The organism is Wenjunlia vitaminophila DSM 41686 (assembly GCF_000380165.1).
Classification (GTDB): domain Bacteria; phylum Actinomycetota; class Actinomycetes; order Streptomycetales; family Streptomycetaceae; genus Wenjunlia; species Wenjunlia vitaminophila.
The window spans coordinates 1-17,221 of the sequence record NZ_KB904714.1 but is presented as its reverse complement, the minus strand read 5'-3'; the positions used below and the strand labels follow the sequence as shown (position 1 = coordinate 17,221).

General features: G+C 72.6%; 19 protein-coding genes and 1 tRNA gene. 5 read left to right on the top strand and 15 right to left on the bottom strand.

Annotation, left to right across the window (positions count from 1 at the left end; all coding sequences use genetic code 11):
* Positions 1–4 precede the first annotated feature (4 nt).
* Positions 5–163 carry an Arc family DNA-binding protein gene (locus A3IG_RS33060; protein ID WP_078500925.1) on the top strand — a complete coding sequence of 53 codons (159 nt, stop codon included), beginning with the start codon at positions 5–7 and terminating at the stop codon, positions 161–163.
* 95 nt (positions 164–258) lie between these two features.
* Here the strand turns inward: A3IG_RS33060 and A3IG_RS0125070 are convergent, their stop codons facing one another.
* Together A3IG_RS0125070 and A3IG_RS0125065 are read right to left on the bottom strand one after the other, a co-directional pair.
* A complete protein-coding gene (locus A3IG_RS0125070) occupies positions 259–825 on the bottom strand; it encodes a DinB family protein (RefSeq protein WP_018386342.1) in 567 nt (188 codons plus the stop codon).
* A gap of 222 nt (positions 826–1,047) precedes the next feature.
* Positions 1,048–1,130: transfer RNA gene (locus tag A3IG_RS0125065), tRNA-Tyr, on the bottom strand.
* A 194-nt stretch (positions 1,131–1,324) separates the two neighbouring features.
* On the opposite strand from A3IG_RS0125065, the gene A3IG_RS0125060 reads away from it, so the two are divergent.
* Positions 1,325–1,813 carry a YajQ family cyclic di-GMP-binding protein gene (locus A3IG_RS0125060; RefSeq protein WP_018386341.1) on the top strand — a complete coding sequence of 163 codons (489 nt, stop codon included), beginning with the start codon at positions 1,325–1,327 and terminating at the stop codon, positions 1,811–1,813.
* A 354-nt stretch (positions 1,814–2,167) separates the two neighbouring features.
* The gene (locus A3IG_RS0125055) at positions 2,168–2,968 is read left to right on the top strand and encodes a hypothetical protein (RefSeq protein ID WP_018386340.1); all 801 of its coding nucleotides are present in this window, start codon (positions 2,168–2,170) and stop codon (positions 2,966–2,968) included.
* A 40-nt stretch (positions 2,969–3,008) separates the two neighbouring features.
* Here A3IG_RS0125055 and A3IG_RS0125050 read toward each other — a convergent pair whose 3' ends face one another.
* Positions 3,009–3,575: a DUF4188 domain-containing protein gene (locus A3IG_RS0125050; protein ID WP_018386339.1), complete on the bottom strand. Its 567-nt coding sequence runs from the start codon at positions 3,573–3,575 to the stop codon at positions 3,009–3,011.
* A gap of 92 nt (positions 3,576–3,667) precedes the next feature.
* Here A3IG_RS0125050 and A3IG_RS0125045 point away from each other — a divergent pair, with 92 nt between their 5' ends.
* Complete coding sequence (locus A3IG_RS0125045) at positions 3,668–4,309, top strand: MerR family transcriptional regulator (RefSeq protein ID WP_018386338.1); 642 nt, start codon at positions 3,668–3,670, stop codon at positions 4,307–4,309.
* Between the two features lie 71 nt (positions 4,310–4,380).
* Here A3IG_RS0125045 and A3IG_RS0125040 read toward each other — a convergent pair whose 3' ends face one another.
* The 12 genes from A3IG_RS0125040 to A3IG_RS0124985 all read right to left on the bottom strand — a co-directional run bounded on the left by A3IG_RS0125040 (position 4,381) and on the right by A3IG_RS0124985 (position 15,767).
* The gene (locus tag A3IG_RS0125040) at positions 4,381–4,773 is read right to left on the bottom strand and encodes a YccF domain-containing protein (RefSeq protein WP_018386337.1); all 393 of its coding nucleotides are present in this window, start codon (positions 4,771–4,773) and stop codon (positions 4,381–4,383) included.
* Positions 4,770–5,633, bottom strand: coding sequence for a zinc metalloprotease HtpX (gene htpX, locus A3IG_RS0125035; RefSeq protein ID WP_018386336.1), 864 nt, complete (start codon positions 5,631–5,633; stop codon positions 4,770–4,772). Before htpX ends, A3IG_RS0125040 begins: the two co-directional genes overlap by 4 nt.
* A 182-nt stretch (positions 5,634–5,815) precedes the next feature.
* Positions 5,816–7,468, bottom strand: coding sequence for an NADH-quinone oxidoreductase subunit N (locus tag A3IG_RS0125030; RefSeq protein ID WP_018386335.1), 1,653 nt, complete (start codon positions 7,466–7,468; stop codon positions 5,816–5,818).
* The gene (locus A3IG_RS0125025; RefSeq protein WP_018386334.1) at positions 7,465–9,054 is read right to left on the bottom strand and encodes a complex I subunit 4 family protein; all 1,590 of its coding nucleotides are present in this window, start codon (positions 9,052–9,054) and stop codon (positions 7,465–7,467) included. Before A3IG_RS0125025 ends, A3IG_RS0125030 begins: the two co-directional genes overlap by 4 nt.
* A 2-nt stretch (positions 9,055–9,056) precedes the next feature.
* Positions 9,057–11,138 carry an NADH-quinone oxidoreductase subunit 5 family protein gene (locus A3IG_RS0125020; protein ID WP_018386333.1) on the bottom strand — a complete coding sequence of 694 codons (2,082 nt, stop codon included), beginning with the start codon at positions 11,136–11,138 and terminating at the stop codon, positions 9,057–9,059.
* On the bottom strand, positions 11,135–11,509 hold the full coding sequence (gene nuoK, locus A3IG_RS0125015; protein ID WP_018386332.1) for an NADH-quinone oxidoreductase subunit NuoK: 375 nt from the start codon (positions 11,507–11,509) through the stop codon (positions 11,135–11,137). Before nuoK ends, A3IG_RS0125020 begins: the two co-directional genes overlap by 4 nt.
* Positions 11,509–12,081 (bottom strand): NADH-quinone oxidoreductase subunit J family protein, encoded by a 573-nt coding sequence (locus A3IG_RS0125010; protein WP_018386331.1) that lies wholly within the window; start codon positions 12,079–12,081, stop codon positions 11,509–11,511. Before A3IG_RS0125010 ends, nuoK begins: the two co-directional genes overlap by 1 nt.
* The gene (locus tag A3IG_RS0125005; RefSeq protein WP_051087631.1) at positions 12,078–12,608 is read right to left on the bottom strand and encodes a 4Fe-4S binding protein; all 531 of its coding nucleotides are present in this window, start codon (positions 12,606–12,608) and stop codon (positions 12,078–12,080) included. The genes A3IG_RS0125010 and A3IG_RS0125005 overlap by 4 nt, the downstream gene beginning before the upstream one ends.
* A gap of 210 nt (positions 12,609–12,818) precedes the next feature.
* Complete coding sequence (locus A3IG_RS0125000; protein ID WP_018386329.1) at positions 12,819–13,781, bottom strand: complex I subunit 1/NuoH family protein; 963 nt, start codon at positions 13,779–13,781, stop codon at positions 12,819–12,821.
* Positions 13,778–14,713 (bottom strand): NADH-quinone oxidoreductase subunit C, encoded by a 936-nt coding sequence (locus A3IG_RS31210; protein WP_104530857.1) that lies wholly within the window; start codon positions 14,711–14,713, stop codon positions 13,778–13,780. Before A3IG_RS31210 ends, A3IG_RS0125000 begins: the two co-directional genes overlap by 4 nt.
* Positions 14,710–15,363: an NADH-quinone oxidoreductase subunit B gene (locus A3IG_RS0124990; RefSeq protein ID WP_018386328.1), complete on the bottom strand. Its 654-nt coding sequence runs from the start codon at positions 15,361–15,363 to the stop codon at positions 14,710–14,712. Before A3IG_RS0124990 ends, A3IG_RS31210 begins: the two co-directional genes overlap by 4 nt.
* Entirely contained in the window at positions 15,360–15,767 is a 408-nt protein-coding gene (locus tag A3IG_RS0124985; protein WP_018386327.1) for an NADH-quinone oxidoreductase subunit A, read from the bottom strand. The genes A3IG_RS0124990 and A3IG_RS0124985 overlap by 4 nt, the downstream gene beginning before the upstream one ends.
* A 472-nt stretch (positions 15,768–16,239) precedes the next feature.
* On the opposite strand from A3IG_RS0124985, the gene A3IG_RS31205 reads away from it, so the two are divergent.
* Positions 16,240–17,221, top strand: a 982-nt coding sequence (locus A3IG_RS31205; protein WP_051087630.1) for a sensor histidine kinase, incomplete at its 3' end; no start/stop codon positions are given.

Here is a 17,221-nt window from a genome sequence, read left to right as displayed (position 1 = left end):
TAGCATGGAAGACGAGAAGCGGATCTCTCTCCGCCTACCAACCCACCTGCACACACGCCTGGTTGAAGCGGCCCGTACCGACCGGCGATCACTCAACTCCGAGATCATGCACCTCCTTGAGGTCGCGCTCGGCCCGGTGGGTGCAGACGGCCAATCGCCCTGACGGCGACTGCTCTTTCCTTGCCCTGCTCCGCAGGAGTCCGATTCCCCCCGGCCCGAAGGCCGGGGCATCCTCGGAGCGATCTGGTGAACGGGGGCTCAGTCGCCGTCACCACCCCGCTGCCCGCCCCGGGGGGCGGCCTGCGTCATGCGCGTGGTGGTGCTGGCGCCGTCCAGCGCCTCCCGGACGATGTCGGCGTGACCGCTGTGGTGCGCGATCTCCCGGAAGACGTGCAGCAGGACCCGGCGCACGCTCCACCTGGTCGGCTCGGGCGGGGACCAGGGGTACTGGGGCAGTGTCACCTCCCGGTCGAGGTCGGGCTCCTGCCGCACCGTGCGGTCGAACTCGGCGGCGGCCGAGTGGAAGGCGTCCAGCACACCGGACAGGGTCTCGCCCTCGGTCATCCGGTTTCCGTCCGGGTCCAGGTCCGCCCACTCGACCCTGGCCGGCGCGGTGCCGTCCACCACCGCCAGCCACTTGCGCTGCATCGTTCCGAGGTGCTTGACCAGCCCGCCGAGCGTCAGCTCGCTGACGGTGGTCCGGGCGGCGGCCTGCTCCTGGCTGATCCCCTCGACGGTGTAGAGGAAGTTGGTGCGCTGGTCGGCGACGATGGCCAGCAGGTCCTCGCGTTCTCCGCGCAGGTCGTCGCTGTGTGTGGACCCCATGGGGTGACCTCCTGTGGTGCCCGGCCAGTCACGGTTTCCTGGCTCGCCCCCATCATCACCGTCGGGTGCCGCTGAGCCGTGCCGCGGCCCCGCTCACGCGCCCGACCGCGACGTTCGGCGATCGACCCGTCGGCCGGGGGTCGTGCCCAGGGGAGCCGGACCTTCCTTCGAAAGCAGAACCGCCCCGAGCGCGTCCACGGCTCAGGGGCGGTTCTTGGGGTGTGGCGGGTGCAGGGTTCGAACCTGCGTAGGCATACACCGACAGATTTACAGTCTGCTCCCTTTGGCCACTCGGGCAACCCGCCAGGGATGTTGTCCAGCCCTTCGGCCTCGCAACGACGTAAACCATACCCGATGACCAGGGGTGCTCCGCCACCTGATTGCGGCCCGCGGGACGGTGTAGCGCACCGGGCCCGGGGGCGGGCGCTCGCTAAGGTGGCGGGGACGGCTCGCACCCGCGGGCCGTCCCCGTCGATTGCCACCAAGGAGCCAACAGAACATGGCCGACTCCAGTTTCGACATCGTCTCGAAGGTCGAGCGGCAGGAGGTCGACAACGCCCTCAACCAGGCGGCGCGGGAGATCGCGCAGCGCTACGACTTCAAGAACGTCGGCGCCTCCATCGGGTGGTCCGGGGAGCGGATCGAGATGAAGGCCACCTCCGAGGAGCGGGTGAAGGCGGTCCTGGACGTGTTCCAGTCCAAGCTCATCAAGCGGAACATCTCCCTCAAGGCGCTGGACGCGGGCGAACCGCAGGCATCGGGCAAGGAGTACCGGATCTACGCCAGCATCCAGGAGGGCATCTCCCAGGAGAACGCCAAGAAGGTTTCGAAGATCATCCGGGATGAGGGCCCCAAGGGCGTGAAGGCCCAGATCCAGGGCGACGAGCTGCGGGTCAGCTCCAAGAGCCGGGACGACCTCCAGGCGATCATCGCCCTGCTCAAGGGCAAGGACCTGGACTTCGCGCTGCAGTTCGTCAACTACCGCTGACCCAGCGGCCCGACCGACGAGCACGGTCGGACGGAGCGGGCCGGGCACGGTGCGGGCGCGACGCCGAGCACCGCCGGGCGGCGGCCTCGTCGGGCCTCCGCCCGGCCCCCCTCCGGCCTCCCTCCGGCCACGCCGAACGCCTGGTGCCGCGTGTGGGTCCGCGGGACCTCGACCACCGAGCCGGGGCCGGGGCCGGGTCACCCGGTCCGCCTCGGCGCCGGCCGGCGGCTCGGCCCCCGAGCAGGCACGTGCGCGCGGTCAGGACCGGGGAGGGACGGGTAAACACATCCTCAGCGGCCGACACTGAAACGGCCACCACCGAACCGGTGCCGCAGGGAACGGGGGTAGCGGGTCATGGGGGAGCACTCCGCGCTGGCAGCACTCCGCGGAGCGATCCGCGCCGCCCTGCCCATGCCCTGGTCGGTGCCCGTCGGGCAGGTCCCGGACGGCGGCGTGGACCGGAGGAAGCCGAGCCGTGCCCGTTCTCGTGAGCAGGAGCGGGAACGGGAGCGAATGGTCCGGGCGGAATGGGAGGCGCTGCGACAGCGACTCGCTCCGGTGGCGGCCGAGTACGTCGCGCGCGCGGGCGAGTTACTGACCGACCCGCACCTGGGCTTCACGCCGGACGTGGACCAGGGCGCGGTCCAGCGGGACTACCTTTCCGCCGTGGAGGCGTACCAGGCCGCGGGCAAGCTGCTGGACGAGGCGGAGGACCTGCCGGACCTCGTGGCGGCCGTGGTCCTGGCAGACCGGGCAGCGGAACGGTTCGCCGCTGCTCGTGCCCGCTATCTGGGGCAACGTCCGCCCTCGACGCGTCCCCACTGCTTCTACAACCCCCTGCACGGACACGCCACCGACCCGCCCCGCCCTCCGAAGGGCCGCAGGGGGAGGCGGCTGGTCGCACGGGAGGCCGCCGCGGCGCGCCGGCCGGCCTGCGAGCGCTGTCGCCTCGCCCTGCTCGCGGGCCAACGCCCCGACGTGCTGCCCGCCTTGACGACCGTCCGGGACGAGCGCGGGCGACCCGTCACCGTGCTCGTGCCCTACTACGCGTTACCACGTCACACGTCCATCTGGGCGGGCACGGCCTGCGGCTCCTACGACGAGGACGCCCCCGCCCGCGTCATGCGCGGGGAGCACCGGCGCCGCACGCCGTAGGAGCCGTTCACCGGTTCCCCGCGGGGCCTGGTTGCCGGCCTCAGTGGTCGGCTGCCCCGACCGGGTCCGTGGTCTCCGTCGGGACCTCGTTCTGCTCGGCGGGCGCAGCGGTCGCCGGCCGGTGGGCGAACCGCTCGGCCGCGCTGCGACCGCGGCGTTCGATGGGGAGCGTGCCGGTGGCCGCGGCGAGGCCGAAGGGCGGCATGTCGAAGTAGATGGACTCGTAGGAGCCCACGGGGGCGATGAACGTCTCGTGCCACAGGCCCACGTGCTGGCGGGCCTTGCCAGCGCGCTCCTGCCGGTTGAGGAACCCCCACATGCGGTGGTGGAACGTTCCGGGGTCGCGGGCGTAGGCGTAGAGCTTCTCCTTCGACTCCCAGTACTGGACGACGTAGTAGGTCCGGGGTGACGCCGTCACGAGGCTGCGTCCCAGCAGGCCGCGGCTGCCGTCCTTGGCCAGCTCGCGCAGCATGCGGAGCATGGAGAAGAACACCACGGTCCACTGGTGCACCGCCCAGAAGTGGTTGATGCGCATCCCGATCAGCAGGACGACCGCGTCGCCCTCGAGGGCCGCGGTGGTGCGTCCGGGTATCGGCTTGCGAGACATGCGTGCCTCCGGCTCGCTCGGGCAACTTGGATATTGGCGTTATCCAAGGTCTGGTTCTGAGATGGTGGCACCGTCCGAGGAGAGGTACAAGGGTGCGGCTGGCCGAGTTGAGCAAGCGGAGCGGCGTCTCAACCGCTTCGATCAAGCACTACCTGCGTGCCGGGCTGCTGCCCCCGGGCCGCCGGATCGGCAGCACCACGGCGGAGTACGACGACAGCCACGTCCACAGGCTGCGCCTGATCCGTGCGCTGATCCACGTCGGACGCCTGCCCGTGGCCACCGTCCGGGAGGTGCTCAGGCACGTGGACGACGACTCGCTGAGCCGCGCGATCCGGATGGGCGCCGCTCTGTGGGCGTTGCCGCAGGTCCCCGAGCCCGACCCCGAGGACGAGGCCGTCATCGCCGCCCGCGACGAGGTGCACCGCCTGCTCGACGCCGTCGGCTGGACCACCGCCCAGGAACTGAGCTCCCTGTCCCCGACCCACCGCGCCCTGGTGGCCGCGCTGGCCACCCTGCTGAGGCTCGGCTACCCGCTGGACGCGGAGCTGCTCGTCCCCTACGCCGAGCTGATGCACCAGGTCGCCGTGCGCGACCTGGACTCCGTGGAGGCGCACCCCACCGACGAGGAGAAGACCGAGATGGTGGTCGCCGGCGCCCTCCTGTTCGACCCGGTCCTCCAGGCCCTGCTCCGCCTGGCCCGCGAGGAGGAAGCGGTCCGCCGCTACGGTCTGTGACGCGCCGGGCCACGCCGCCGAGCCCCCGGGGCGCCGCTGAGGCCCGCAGGGCCCCAGCGCGGGCCTGGGGTTCAGCGCGTGGCGAAGGGCTGGTCGCTGGGTACGATCTGCCGGCCCAGGGGGACCAGGGAGACCGGGATCAGCTTGAAGTTGGCGATGCCCAACGGGATGCCCACGATGGTCAGGCACAGCACGATCCCGGTGACGACGTGGCTCAGCGCCAGCCACCAGCCGGCGACCAGTATCCAGATCACGTTGCCGATCGCCGACATCGCTCCGGCGTCCCGCCGGACCACCGTGGTACGACCGAACGGCCACAGCGCGTACCCGGCGATCCGGAACGAAGCGATGCCGAAGGGTATGGTGATGATCAAGAGGCAGCACACGATGCCGGCCACCACGTAGGCGATGGCCAGCCAGATCCCACTGAAGATCAACCAGATCACGTTCAGGATGGTTTTCACGGGCGATAGCCTGCCATTCGCTCGAGTCGGGAGATCCGTTCCGCCATCGGCGGGTGGGTGGCGAAGAACCTCCCCAGGCCGTCGCTCCTCCGGAACGGGTTGGCGATCATCAGGTGGCTCGCGGTCTGGATCCTGGGCTCGGGGGGCAGTGGCAGTTGGGCGGTGCCCGCCTCCAGCTTGCGCAGGGCTCCGGCGAGGGCCAGCGGGTCGCCGGTGAGCTGGGCGCCGGACGCGTCGGCCTCGTACTCCCGGGAACGGCTGACGGCGAGCTGGATCAACGACGCGGCCAGCGGCCCCAGCAGCATGATCAGCAGCACGCCGAACAGGCCCGGCCCCTCGTCGTCGTCACCGCGGCCGATCGGGACCAGCCAGGCGAAGTTCACCAGGAACATCACCACGCTGGCCAGCGCGCCGGCCACCGAGGAGATCAGGATGTCGCGGTTGTAGACGTGGGACAGCTCGTGCCCGATCACCCCGCGCAGCTCGCGTTCGTCGAGGATGCGCAGGATGCCGTCGGTGACGCAGACGGCGGCGTTGCGTGGGTTCCGGCCGGTGGCGAACGCGTTGGGGGCCGCCGTCGGGGAGATGAAGAGCCGGGGCATCGGTTGGCGCGCCGAGGTGGACAGTTCGCGGACCAACCGGTAGAGCTGGGGTGCCTCGAACTCGCTCACCGGTCGGGCACGCATGGCCCGCAGTGCCAGCTTGTCGCTGTTCCAGTAGGCGTAGGCGTTCGTGCCCAGCGCCACGACCAGCGCGATCAGTAGCCCGGTGCGGCCGAAGAAGCTTCCGATCACCAGGATGAGCGCGGACAGCCCCCCGAGGAGTATGGCGGTCCTCAACCCGTTGTGCCGGCGGTGCACGGTACGCCCTCCAAGACGTGCAGCAGGGGTTCCCTTTCCTGGCAGCCATCCCGGTCTCCGGGAGCCTCCGAAGTCGTCAACGCTCCGGCAGAGCCACTAGTTCCCTTGTGCCCGGAATGCGGAATCGCATACGCGGAATGCGCACCGACCCGGGGCCGGGTGCCGGCGCCGGGCCCCCAGTATCAGAAGAGGGTGCCCGAGGCGAGGCGGAGGATGAGCTGAGGAGCACCGGAGAGGGCGACACCGAGTGCCGCGGCGAGGGCGATCGCGGCGGTGAGCGGGTGGGGCACGCTGGCGGGGACGGACGGCTCCCGGGCCGCGGTGGCCGTGGACCCGGCGACCGTGGACCCGGTCGCCGTGGGAGCGGTGGCCTGGCCGGGTGCGCCGGGGGTGGCCGTGCCCGGCGTCGGGGCCGCGGGGGCGGTCGTGGCCGTCGCCCGGGCCGCGGGGGTGGTCGTCGGGGTGGCGGTCGTCGGGGTGGCGAAGAGCAGCGCCGTCCACTTCAGGTAGTAGTACAGGGCGATGGTGACGTTGACCGCCATGACCACGGCCAGCCAGCCGAGCCCGGAGTCCACCGCGGTGCGGAAGACCGCCACCTTGGCGAAGAGGCCGATCACCCCGGGGGGCAGCCCGGCGAGGCACAGCAGGAAGAAACCCATGGTCAGCGCCGCCAGCGGGTTGCGGGAGAACAGCGCCCGGTGATCGGTGAGGCGGTGCCCGGGGCGGTTCTCGGCCACCAGCGCCACCACGGCGAACGCACCGAGGTTGACCACCGCGTACATCAGCGCGTAGGCGACGGTCGCGCCGACCATCTCCTCGGGGTCGTCGTGGTAGCCCGCCGCGGCCAGCGGAACGAGCAGGTAGCCGGCCTGCCCCACCGAGGACCAGGCCAGCAGGCGCACGGCGCTCGCCGGCTGGTCGGGCCGCTGCCGCAGGGCGGCGACGTTGCCGGTGGTCATGGTGAGCGCGGCCAGCACGGCCAGGGCGGGACCCCAGGTGTCGGCGTACGGGCGGAACGCGACCACGGTGACCAGGGCCAGGCCGGAGAACCCCGCGGACTTGCCCACCACCGACAGGTAGGCGGCCACCGGCAGGGGCGCCCCGACGTAGCTGTCCGGGACCCAGAAGTGGAACGGGACGGCTGCCAGCTTGAACGCGAAACCGACGAGCGTCAGCACCACGCCCAGAGCAGCCAGGGCGTTCAGCCGCGGATCGACGTCGTCCAGGCCCCCGGCCACGGTGTCCAGGTGCAGGCTGCCGGTGGCCGCGTAGACGAAGCTCACCCCGAGCAGCGACACCGCGGTGGCGACCACGGACGACAGGAAGAACTTCAGCGCGGCCTCGGCCGACCCGCGGTCCCCGCGGCGCAGACCGACGAGGGCGAACGCCGGCAGGGACGCCACCTCCAGCGCGACGATCAGGGTGGCCAGGTCGCGGGAGGCCGGCAGCAGCGCCGCCCCCGCGGCCGACGACAGCAGCAGGAACCAGTACTCCCCCGCGGGCAGTGCCTCCCGGCGGACCGTGGTCACCGAGAGCAGCGCCGTCAGCAGCGCCCCACCGACGACCAGGAGCTGCACGGCCAGCGCGAAGTGGTCGGCGACGTACGAGCACTGCCGGTCGCCGGTCGTCAGGCAGAACGTGGCGCGGTCGCCGTCGGTCAACGGGATCAGGCAGAGCGCGGCCAGCGCCAGCCCCGCGATCGTCACCCAGCCGAGCAGCGGCTTGTGCCGCGGGGCCAGGAACAGGTCGGTGACCAGGACCGCGAGACCGGTCAGCGCCGTGACCAGCACGGGGGCGACGGCGACCCAGTCGACGGACTGGACGAGGGAGGTCATCGGCTGCCTCCGAGGAGGTTCTGCACGGCGGGGTCGCTGAGGCTGAGCAGCACGGCCGGCCAGAGGCCGGCGACGACGGTCAGGACGACCAGGGGGCTCCAGGCGGCGTACTCGTGCGCCTGGATGTCGGCGAACGCGGCCCGTTCCGCAGGTGCCGGGTGCTCGCCCATGCAGACCCGGCGGACGACCAGCAGCAGGTAGGCGGCGGTGAGCAGGGTGCCCACCCCGGCCAGCGCCATGAACACCAGGTACGCGGGGCGGCTGAGCCCCGCGGCGGGTTGGTACGCACCGAACAGCGCCAGCATCTCGCCCCAGAACCCGGCGAGGCCGGGAAGGCCGAGCGACGCGACGGCGGCGAAGGCGAGCAGGCCGCCGAGGCGGGGAGCCTTCCCGTACAGGGCCGCGCCCGCGCCGGCGGCGATCTGGTTGAGGTCGGTGCTCCCGTAGCGTTCCTTCAACGCGCCGACCAGGAAGAACAGCAGGCCGGTGATGAGCCCGTGGGCGATGTTGGCGAACAGCGCCCCGTTGACCCCGGTCGGGGTGAGGGTGGCCACGCCCAGCAGCACGAAGCCCATGTGGCCGACCGACGAGTAGGCGATCAGCCGCTTGAGGTCCACGGTGGCACCGGTGGGGTCCGCCGCGCCGACCCCGGTCACCATCGACAGGCAGGCCAGCGATCCGTAGAGGATGCCCACCACCGCGAACGCCGCCAGGTAGGGGGCCAGGGTCCTGGCGCCCTCGGGCGCCACCGGCAGCACGATCCGGACGAAGCCGTAGGTGCCCATCTTCAGGAGCACCCCGGCCAGCAGCACCGAGCCCACGGTGGGGGCCGCGGTGTGCGCGTCCGGCAGCCAACTGTGCAGGGGCCACATCGGGGCCTTGACCGCGAGGCCGAGCCCGATGGCGAGGACCGCGATCACCTGGACCCCGTGGGAGAGCCCCGCGCCGTGCTGGTCGGCGAGCGCCACCATGTCGAAGGTGCCGGCGCGCACCCCCACCAGCAGCAGGCCGAGCAGCATCACCGCGGAGCCCAGCAGGGTGTACAGGATGAACCGGTTGGCGGCGGCCTCGCGGTGCTCCCCGCCCCAGCGGGCCACCAGGAAGTACATCGGGATCAGCACGATCTCGAAGGCGAGGAAGAACACGATCAGGTCGAGGGCCACGAAGGTGCCCAGCATGCCGGTTTCCAGCAGGAGCAGCAGCGCCACGAACGCGCGGGGGCCCGGCCCCTGCGGCATCCGGAAGTAGGTGTACAGCGCGCAGAGGAAGGTGAGCAGCGCGGTGAGCACCAGCAGGGGCAGGGAGATGCCGTCCACGCCGAGGTGGACGCGGATGTCCAGGGCCGCGATCCAGGAGACGTCGGTGGTGGCCTGCATCCGCGACGGGTGGTCGTGGTCGAAGCCGGCGGCCAGGGCCACGGCGAGCGCCAGGACGGTCCCGGTGACGGTGACGCCGTGCCGGAGCACGGCCTGCTCCGGGCTGCTTCCGCGGAGTCCCGGCGGCGCGGGGAGCAGGGCCGCAACCGACCCGACGGCGGGCAGCAGGACGATCGCGAGGAGCAGCGCTTGCAGGGCGGTGTCGTTCACGCTCACGCTCCCACGGCGGCGAGGACGGCGAGGATGACCGCGCCGGCGAGGAGGGCGCTCAGGTAGGTCTGTACGTTGCCGGTCTGGGCGCGGCGGACCGCGGCGCCGAGCAGGCGGGGGGCGAGGCCGGCGCCGCGCACGTAGCCCTCCACGACCTCCCGGTCCAGGAAGCGGACGAGGCGGGCGGCGGCGAGCACGGGACGGACGGCGACCGCGTGGTACAGCGCGTCCAGGTGGAAGCCGTGGACGGCTGGCCGGTGCAGCGGACCGAGCAGGAGGCGGCCCGGGTCGGTCCCGTCGGGGCCGGGCGGCGCGCCGGGTGGTGCCGGCGGGGTGTCGGCCGGGGTGGGGACGGTCTGGGCGGCCACGGTCTGCCGGGTTCCGATGGCGAGGGCTTCGGCGGTGGCGGCGTCGGTGTCCTGGGGGGTGGTGACCGCGGGGGCTCCGGCCCCGGTGCGGGCCTGGGCGCTGCGCCAGGCGCCGTAGGTGAGCAGCACCCCGGTGAGCGCCATGCCGCTGCCGACGACGGAGGTGGTCAGCGTGGGGCTGAGGGTGCCGCCGTCAAAGTAGTCGGGCAGCGCCCCGGTGGCCACGCCGAGGGCCAGCGCGGGCAGGGCCAGCAGCCACAGGGTCCAGCGCATGGCGGCGGGCTCCGGGGCGGGCTGGTGGGCGGGGTCGGGGACCGCCTCGTCCGTGGGCACCGGGGAGGGCGGGGTGGTGGGCGGGTGAGCCGGGGCGGGGCCACCGCCCCGGAAGGCCAGCAGCCACAGCCGGGTGGCGTAGGCCGCGGTGACCAGGGCGGTGACCAGGCCGGCCACCAACACGGTCCAGCCGACCCCGCTCGGTACCCGGTCCAGGTGTCCCTCGGCGGCGTGCTCGGCGGCCCGCAGCACCGACTCCTTGCTGAAGAACCCGGAGAACGGGAAGATCGCGCTGAGCGCCAGCAGGCCGATGGTCATCGTCCAGAAGGCGTCCGGGACGCGGTCCCGCAGGTCGCTCATGGTGGACATGACAGCGAGTGAGTTGGTGCCGGCGGCGTGGATGACCACGCCGGCACCGAGGAAGAGCAGTGCCTTGAACGCGCCGTGGGTGAGCAGGTGGAACGTCGCCGCGCCCCGGTCGGCGACGGCCAGCGCCCCGGTCATGTAGCCGAGCTGGCCGATGGTGGAGTAGGCGAGCACCCGTTTGATGTCGTCCTGGGCCAGCGCGCACAGCGCGGAGCCCAGCATGGTCACCGCGGCGAGCACGGCCAGCACCACCAGCACCGTGGTGGACAGCAGGAACACCGGCAGCAGACGGGCGACGAGGTAGACGCCGGCGGCGACCATGGTGGCGGCGTGGATCAGCGCGGAGACGGGCGTGGGGCCGGCCATCGCGTCCGGCAGCCAGGTGTGCAGCGGGAACTGGGCGGACTTGCCGGCGACCCCGGCGAGCAGCAGCAGCCCCACCAGGGTGGGGTGTTCGAGACCGCCGTTGACCGCGGTGGTGAGGATGCCGTTGATCCGGAAGGTTCCGGCGTCGGCGGCCAGCGCGAAGACGCCGATCAGGAACGGCACGTCACCGAGCTTGGTGACGACGAACGCCTTGAGGGAGGCGGAGCGGGCGGGGGCGGTCTCCCAGTAGTGCCCGACCAGGAAGTACGAGCAGATGCCCATGATCTCCCAGCCGACCAGCAGCACCATCAGGTCGCCGGAGTAGACCACCAGCAGCATCGCCGAGGTGAACAGGGAGACCAGCGCCGCGTACGAGGGGTAGCGCGGGTCGTCCCGCAGGTACCCGGTGGAGTAGATCTGCACGCAGCTCGCCACCACGCCGACCAGGACGGCGGCGAGGGTGGCGAAGCCGTCGAGGTGGAGGGCGAGGTCCACCGGGACGGAGCCGGTGGGGGTGAGTTCGGTGGCGGCGGTCTCGGCCGGCCCGGTGCCGACCCTGGCGCACACCACCGCGGCGAGCGCCGCGGAGGTGACGGTGGGCAGCACCGCGAGCGGGCGGACGTAGCCGGGGGCGAGGCGCCCGGTCAGCAGTCCGGTGACGGCGGCGAGGAACGGCAGCAGGGGGACCAGGGCGGCCAGGGTGACGGTCACGCGGCCCTCCCTCGCCCGGTGGCGGCGGTGCCGGTGTCGGCCTGGTCCCCGGCGCCGGGCGGCGTGCGGTCCGCGAGGTCGGTGAGCCGGTCCACGTCCGCGGTGCCGCGGCTGCGGAAGACGAGCAGGACGATGGCGAGGCCGATGCCGATCTCGGCGGCGGCGACGGTGACGACGAAGAGGGTGAGGGCCTGCCCGGCGTGCAGGGTGTCCCGCAGCCAGACGTCGAAGGCGACGAGGTTGAGGTTGACCGCGTTGAGCATGAGCTCGACGGACATCAGCACGAGGATGGCGTTGCGCCGGGCGAGCACACCGTAGAGCCCGACGCTGAACAGCAGCGCGGCGAGCACGGCCGGGTAGACGAGGTGCATCAGCGCTCCTGCTTCGGGGAGGCGGGGGCGTCGTCGGCGCCGCGCCGCCTGGACAGCGTGATCGCGCCGACCAGCGCGGCCAGCAGCAGCACGGAGAGCGCCTCGAACGGCAGCACCCAGTGCCGGAAGAGGCTCTCCCCGGTGACCTCGGGGGAACCCTGGACGGAGCGGTCCAGGTCGATCCAGGTGCTGCGGAAGGCGTCAGCGACGACGGTGACCAGGGTGGCCGCCGCCGCGAGGGCTACCGCGAGGGCCACCCAGCGGTTCTCCGAGTCGGCGTCCGGCGAACGGCCTATGGGGGCCCTGGTGAGCATCAGTCCGAACAGCAGCAGGACCACCACGGAGCCCACGTAGATGAGTACCTGTACCCAGGCGATGAACTCGGCGGTGAGCAGGAGGTACTCGACGGCGAGGCCGCCGAGCGCCACCACCAGCCACAGCGCGGCGTGCACCAGTTGCCGGGTGGTGACGGTGATGACCGCGGCGCCGAGCGTGACCACGCCGACGAGCAGGAAGACGATCTCCACGCCGTTGGGGGACAGGAAGCCGTTGGCCTCGGCGGTCAGGATCACGCCTCGCCCTCCCGCCGCGGGCCCCGGCCGCCGGGCCGGCCCGGTTCGGTGCCGGGCTGCTCCGGCGGGTCGGGCCGCTCCGCGGCCTTCCGCGCGGCGGCGACCTCCTTGGGCTCCTCACCGGCCGGGTCGAGGGCGGGCGGGACGGGCACGGTCCACATCCACTCCCGCAACCGGTCCCGTTCGTGGGTGAGGTCGAGGATGTCCTCCTCGGCGTACTCGAACTCCGGTGACCAGAACAGCGCGTCGAAGGGGCACACCTCGATGCAGATGCCGCAGTACATGCACAGCGCGAAGTCGATGGCGAAGCGGTCCAGCACGTTGCGGCTGCGCTCCCGTCCGCCGGGTGTGGTCGCCGGGACGGTCTCCTTGTGCGAGTCGATGTAGATGCACCAGTCGGGGCACTCGCGGGCGCAGAGCATGCAGACCGTGCAGTTCTCCTCGAACAGACCGATCACCCCACGGGACCTCGGGGGCAGCTCCGGCAGGGCGTCCGGGTACTGGTCGGTGACCGAGCGGCGGGTCATCGTCCGCAGGGTGACGGCCAGGCCCTTGGCCAGGCCGCGGCCGGGCAGCCGCCTCCCCGACGCGGTGCCGGACGGTTCGGACCGCGGCGCGTCGTCACTCACAGCGCACCCCCTGGTTGGTGTCGGCGCGGCCCGGGCCCGCGCACGCTCCGGCTGCCCGCCCGGGTCGCTCCGGCGGCACCGCTGCCCGGTCGCTCCTGGTCGTTCGGTTCACTGGGCCACCACCCGGACCACACCGGTGAGCGCGATCTGAGCGAGGGCCAGCGGGATCAGCACGGTCCAGGCGAACCTCTGGAGCTGGTCCTCGCGCAGCCGCGGGTAGCTGGTGCGCAACCAGATGACCACGAACGCCAGCGCGGTGCCCTTCAGCAACGTCCACAACCAGCCCAGCGAGTCCGACCAGGGGCCGTGCCAGCCGCCGAGGAACAGCACGGTGGTGAGCAGGCAGAGCACCACGATGCCGGCGTACTCGGCGAGCAGGAACAGCGCGAAGCGCAGGCCGGTGTACTCGGTGTACGCCCCGAAGATGATCTCCGAGTCGGCGACCGGCATGTCGAACGGCGGCCGTTGCAGCTCGGCCAGTCCCGCCGTGAAGAAGACCAGCCCCCCGACGGCCTGCCAGGGCAGCCACCACCACTCGAACTCCTCGACGATCAAGGGGAGGGACAGGGTGCCGGCGGCCATGGCCACCGACGCGGCGGCGAGGAGCATCGGCAGTTCGTAGGCCATCAACTGGGCCGCCGTGCGCAACCCGCCGAGCAGGGAGAACTTGTTGGCCGACGCCCAGCCCGCCATCAGCGACCCGAGCACGCCCACACCCATCACCGCGAGCACGAAGAACAGCCCGGCGTCCACGACCTGCCCGACGAACCCGTTCGGGCCGACCGGCAGCACGATCAGCACCACCAGGTAGGGCAGGAGGGCCACCGCCGGCGCGAGTTGGAAGACGCGCCGGTCCGCACCCGCGGGGACGATGTCCTCCTTCTGCGCGAACTTCACCCCGTCGGCGATGAGTTGCGCCCAGCCGTGGAAGCCGCCCGCGTACATCGGCCCCAGCCGCCCCTGCATGTGCGCCATCGCCTTGTGTTCCGCCTGCCCCACCAGCAGCGGGAGCACCAGGAACGCCGCGAGGACGGCCAGCAGCCGCAGCGCCACCTCGAGCACGTCGCTCACGTGCCCTCCCCCGGGTCCCGCGGCGCCCGTGGCTCCCGCGGTTGCTCCGTGTCGGGCCCGGGCCCGGGGGCGTCGGTGTCGGTGGCGGTGGCCGTGGCGTCGTCCTCGGCGCGCGGTCGCTGCCACGGGGCGTCGGGGGTGCGGCGGGGGGCGTTCGGGTCGCTGCCGGGGTGATCCGGCTGGTCCGACGCGGGCTGCCGCTGGTCGGGTGGCTGCTGGCTCACCGAGCCCTGGCCCGCCGAGCGCGTCCGTCGCGGCCGGTCCCCGACGGCCCTGCGGGACGGTGCTCCCGGGGCCCCGCCGGGCCGCGCGGGGCGGCCCGGCCTGGACGGCTCGGCGGGGAGGGAGCCCTTCAGCGGCCCCCAGGTGTTGGGGTCGGGCACCCCCGGCGGCAGCATCTGCCTCCGCCGGGGCCCACCGTGCTCGGACTCCCCCGGTTCCTTCGCCCCCGGCCACGCCTTGGCCACGCGGGCCGCCAGCACGAACTCCTTGCGCAGCGGATGGCCCTCGAAGCCCTCCGGCAGCAGCAGGGGCACCAGGTGGGGGTGGCCGGTGAAGTCGATGCCGAACATCTCGTGGGTCTCCCGTTCGTGCCAGGCGGCACCGGGATAGACACCGGTCACCGTGGCGACCGCCGGGGCGTCCCGCGGGACCCGGGTGCGCAGCAGCAGCCGCCGCACCGGCGTGCCCACGGCGACCAGGTGGGCCACCACCGCGAAGCCGCCGTCCGCCTCGTCCACGGCGCTCAGCCAGTCGAAGTAGGTGCAGCCCAGGACGTCCCGCGCCGCGGTGAGCGCGGCGACCCAGGAGGCGGCCGGCACGTCCACGGTGAGCAACCCGAACGACTCCGCGGCGGTGGCGCCCTCCCCGAAGAGGTCGGCGGCTGCCGCCGCGGCGGCGTCGCCGCCCGCGGCCAGCGTCTCGAAGGTCACCTGCCCGCCTCCTCGCCCGGGGTGGCGGGACCCCGCACCAGTCCGCTGGTCAGCGCGGACGCGGACGCGGCGCCCGGTGCCCCGGCGGGGGACGCCGGGCGCCCGGCGTAGCGTTCGCCGAGGGACTCCCTGGCGATCTTCTCCTGGAGCTTGAGGATGCCCTGGAGCAGCGCCTCCGGGCGGGGCGGGCAGCCGGGCACGTACACGTCCACCGGCACGATCTGGTCCACGCCCTTGGTCACCGAGTACGAGTCCCAGTAGGGGCCGCCGCAGTTGGAGCACGCCCCGAACGAGATGACGTACTTGGGGTCGGGCATCTGCTCGTACAGCCGCCGCACCGCGGGCGCCATCTTGTCGGTGACGGTGCCCGACACCACCATCAGGTCGGCCTGCCGCGGGCCGGGGGCGAACGGGATGACGCCGAGCCTGATGAAGTCGTGCCGGGCCATGGAGGCCGCGATGAACTCGATGGCGCAGCACGCGAGCCCGAAGTTGAACACCCACAGGCTGTAGCGGCGTCCCCAGTTCAGCACCACCTTGAGGGGCTCGGGGGCGAGCCGGGCCAGCGGGCCCAGCCGGGGGGCTTCGGGGCCGTGGCCGGGCATGCCGAGGTGCACCGGGGCCGTCTCGTTCCGGGACCTGGCGTTCATGTCCACTCCAGGACGCCCTTCTTCCAGGCGTACAGCAGGCCGACAGCGAGGAAACCGATGAAGACGAACATCTCCACCAGGGTGGTACCGCCGAATCCGTCGGCGGCGAAGACCGTCGCCCAGGGGAACAGGTAGATCGCGTCGATGGCGAAGATCACATACAGGAAGGCGTACACGTAGTACCGGATCTGGGTGTGCGCCCAGTCCTCGCCGACCGGATCGACGCCGCACTCGTAGGTCAGGAGTTTCTCCGGGGTCGGGGCCGTCGGCCGCAGGAGCTGCCCGGCTCCGAACGCCACCGCGACGAACAGCACGCCGACCACGGCGACCAGACCGACCACCGAGTAGCCGTCGAAGTAGTCCGCCGCGACGTGGTGGGTCGCTCCCACGGTCACCTCCGCCACTCGCCCGCCGTCCGGCGAGCCGCCCAGCCCGCCAGCACGGCCCGTCCACACGTTCCGTCCACACGTTCCGGTTCGGCAGGGAGTCTAGGCCCTGGTGCGCGTTTTGGATGCAGTGCGTGCGGGGAACGGGGACGTTCCCCGGCCTCCTCCCGGCGCGGGAACGGCGCGCGGCGGGGCGCGGGTACGGGCGGTGCGGCGGTGAGGTGGGGAAAACCCCACCCCCGGGAGGCCGACCCGCCGTATGGTGCGCCGCCCGGGCGCCCGTGCACGCTGGATGCCGGAGTTACCCTGCCTATCGGCCCCGGACGGTCGGGAGCACCACAGCCTCGGCGACCGCCGACCGGCCACCACCCGGCGGTGACCACCGCTCCGAACGGCGGCCGAGGCACCTGTCGGGGCCCGGCTCGCCGTGCGCACCGGCAGGAGTCAGTACTGGCCATGGTCAGCGGCGCCGCCGCCGGACCCGCGGAGGATGACGCACGTGACCGCCCCACACCCCGAGAAGTACCAGCAGGACGAGTTGCCCCCGCCGCGCCCGGTCTTCAGCAAGATGACCCTCAAGGAGATCATCTACCTGCTGCTGAACCTCCCCATGGACATCGCCGGGTTCGTCTACGTCGTCACCATGCTGTCCATGGGCGCCGGGCTCGCCGTCACCGTGATCGGGCTGCCGCTGCTCGCCCTCGGCCTGCTCGGCTGCCGCCTCGCCGGCAAGGTGGAACGGGCCCGGGCCCGGTTGCTGCTCGACGTGCGGATCGCCGAGCCGTCACCGGTGCGCGCCCGCCGGGCGGGCTTCCTGCCCTGGCTGGGGTCCGCACTGGCCGACCCGGTGGCCTGGCGGCACGCGCTGTACCTGTTCATCCGGCTGCCCTGGGGGATCTTCACCTTCACGCTCGTGCTGACCTCGTTGTTCATCGCCTGGCCGGTGCTGCCGTGGATCGCCCGGGCGCTGGCCATGGTGGACCGGGCGCTGGTCCGGCTGCTGCTGTCGCCCGACGACGAGCTCGAGCGCAGGGTGCGGGAACTCGAGGAGAGCCGGGGGACCGTGGTGGACACGGCGGCGGCTGACCTGCGGCGCATCGAACGGGACCTGCACGACGGCGCCCAGGCCCGCCTCGTCGCCCTGGCCATGGACCTCGGACTCGCCAAGGAAAAACTCCGCGAAGACCCCGAAGCCGCCGCCCGCATGGTCGACGAAGCCCACGGCGAAGTCAAAACCGCCCTCCAAGAACTCCGCGACCTCGCCCGAGGCATCCACCCCGCCGTCCTCACCGACCGCGGACTCGACGCAGCCCTGTCCGCCCTCGCCGCCCGCTGCACCGTCCCCGTCCACGTCACCGTCGACCTCCCCACCCGCCCCGCACCCGCCATCGAAGGCATCGCCTACTTCACCGTCGCCGAACTCCTCACCAACATCAGCAAACACAGCCACGCAACATCAGCATCAGTCGACG

Excerpts from the sequence above, each read along its gene's own strand:
- A3IG_RS0125055 (WP_018386340.1), top strand. The coding sequence starts at position 2,168 with ATGGGGGAGCACTCCGCGCTGGCAGCACTCCGCGGAGCGATCCGCGCC.
- A3IG_RS0125070 (WP_018386342.1), bottom strand. The coding sequence starts at position 825 with ATGGGGTCCACACACAGCGACGACCTGCGCGGAGAACGCGAGGACCTG.
- A3IG_RS33060 (WP_078500925.1), top strand. The coding sequence starts at position 5 with ATGGAAGACGAGAAGCGGATCTCTCTCCGCCTACCAACCCACCTGCAC.
- A3IG_RS0124990 (WP_018386328.1), bottom strand. The coding sequence starts at position 15,363 with ATGAACGCCAGGTCCCGGAACGAGACGGCCCCGGTGCACCTCGGCATG.
- A3IG_RS0125005 (WP_051087631.1), bottom strand. The coding sequence starts at position 12,608 with ATGACCCGCCGCTCGGTCACCGACCAGTACCCGGACGCCCTGCCGGAG.
- A3IG_RS0125060 (WP_018386341.1), top strand. The coding sequence starts at position 1,325 with ATGGCCGACTCCAGTTTCGACATCGTCTCGAAGGTCGAGCGGCAGGAG.
- A3IG_RS0125030 (WP_018386335.1), bottom strand. The coding sequence starts at position 7,468 with ATGACCTCCCTCGTCCAGTCCGTCGACTGGGTCGCCGTCGCCCCCGTG.
- nuoK (WP_018386332.1), bottom strand. The coding sequence starts at position 11,509 with ATGCACCTCGTCTACCCGGCCGTGCTCGCCGCGCTGCTGTTCAGCGTC.
- A3IG_RS0125050 (WP_018386339.1), bottom strand. The coding sequence starts at position 3,575 with ATGTCTCGCAAGCCGATACCCGGACGCACCACCGCGGCCCTCGAGGGC.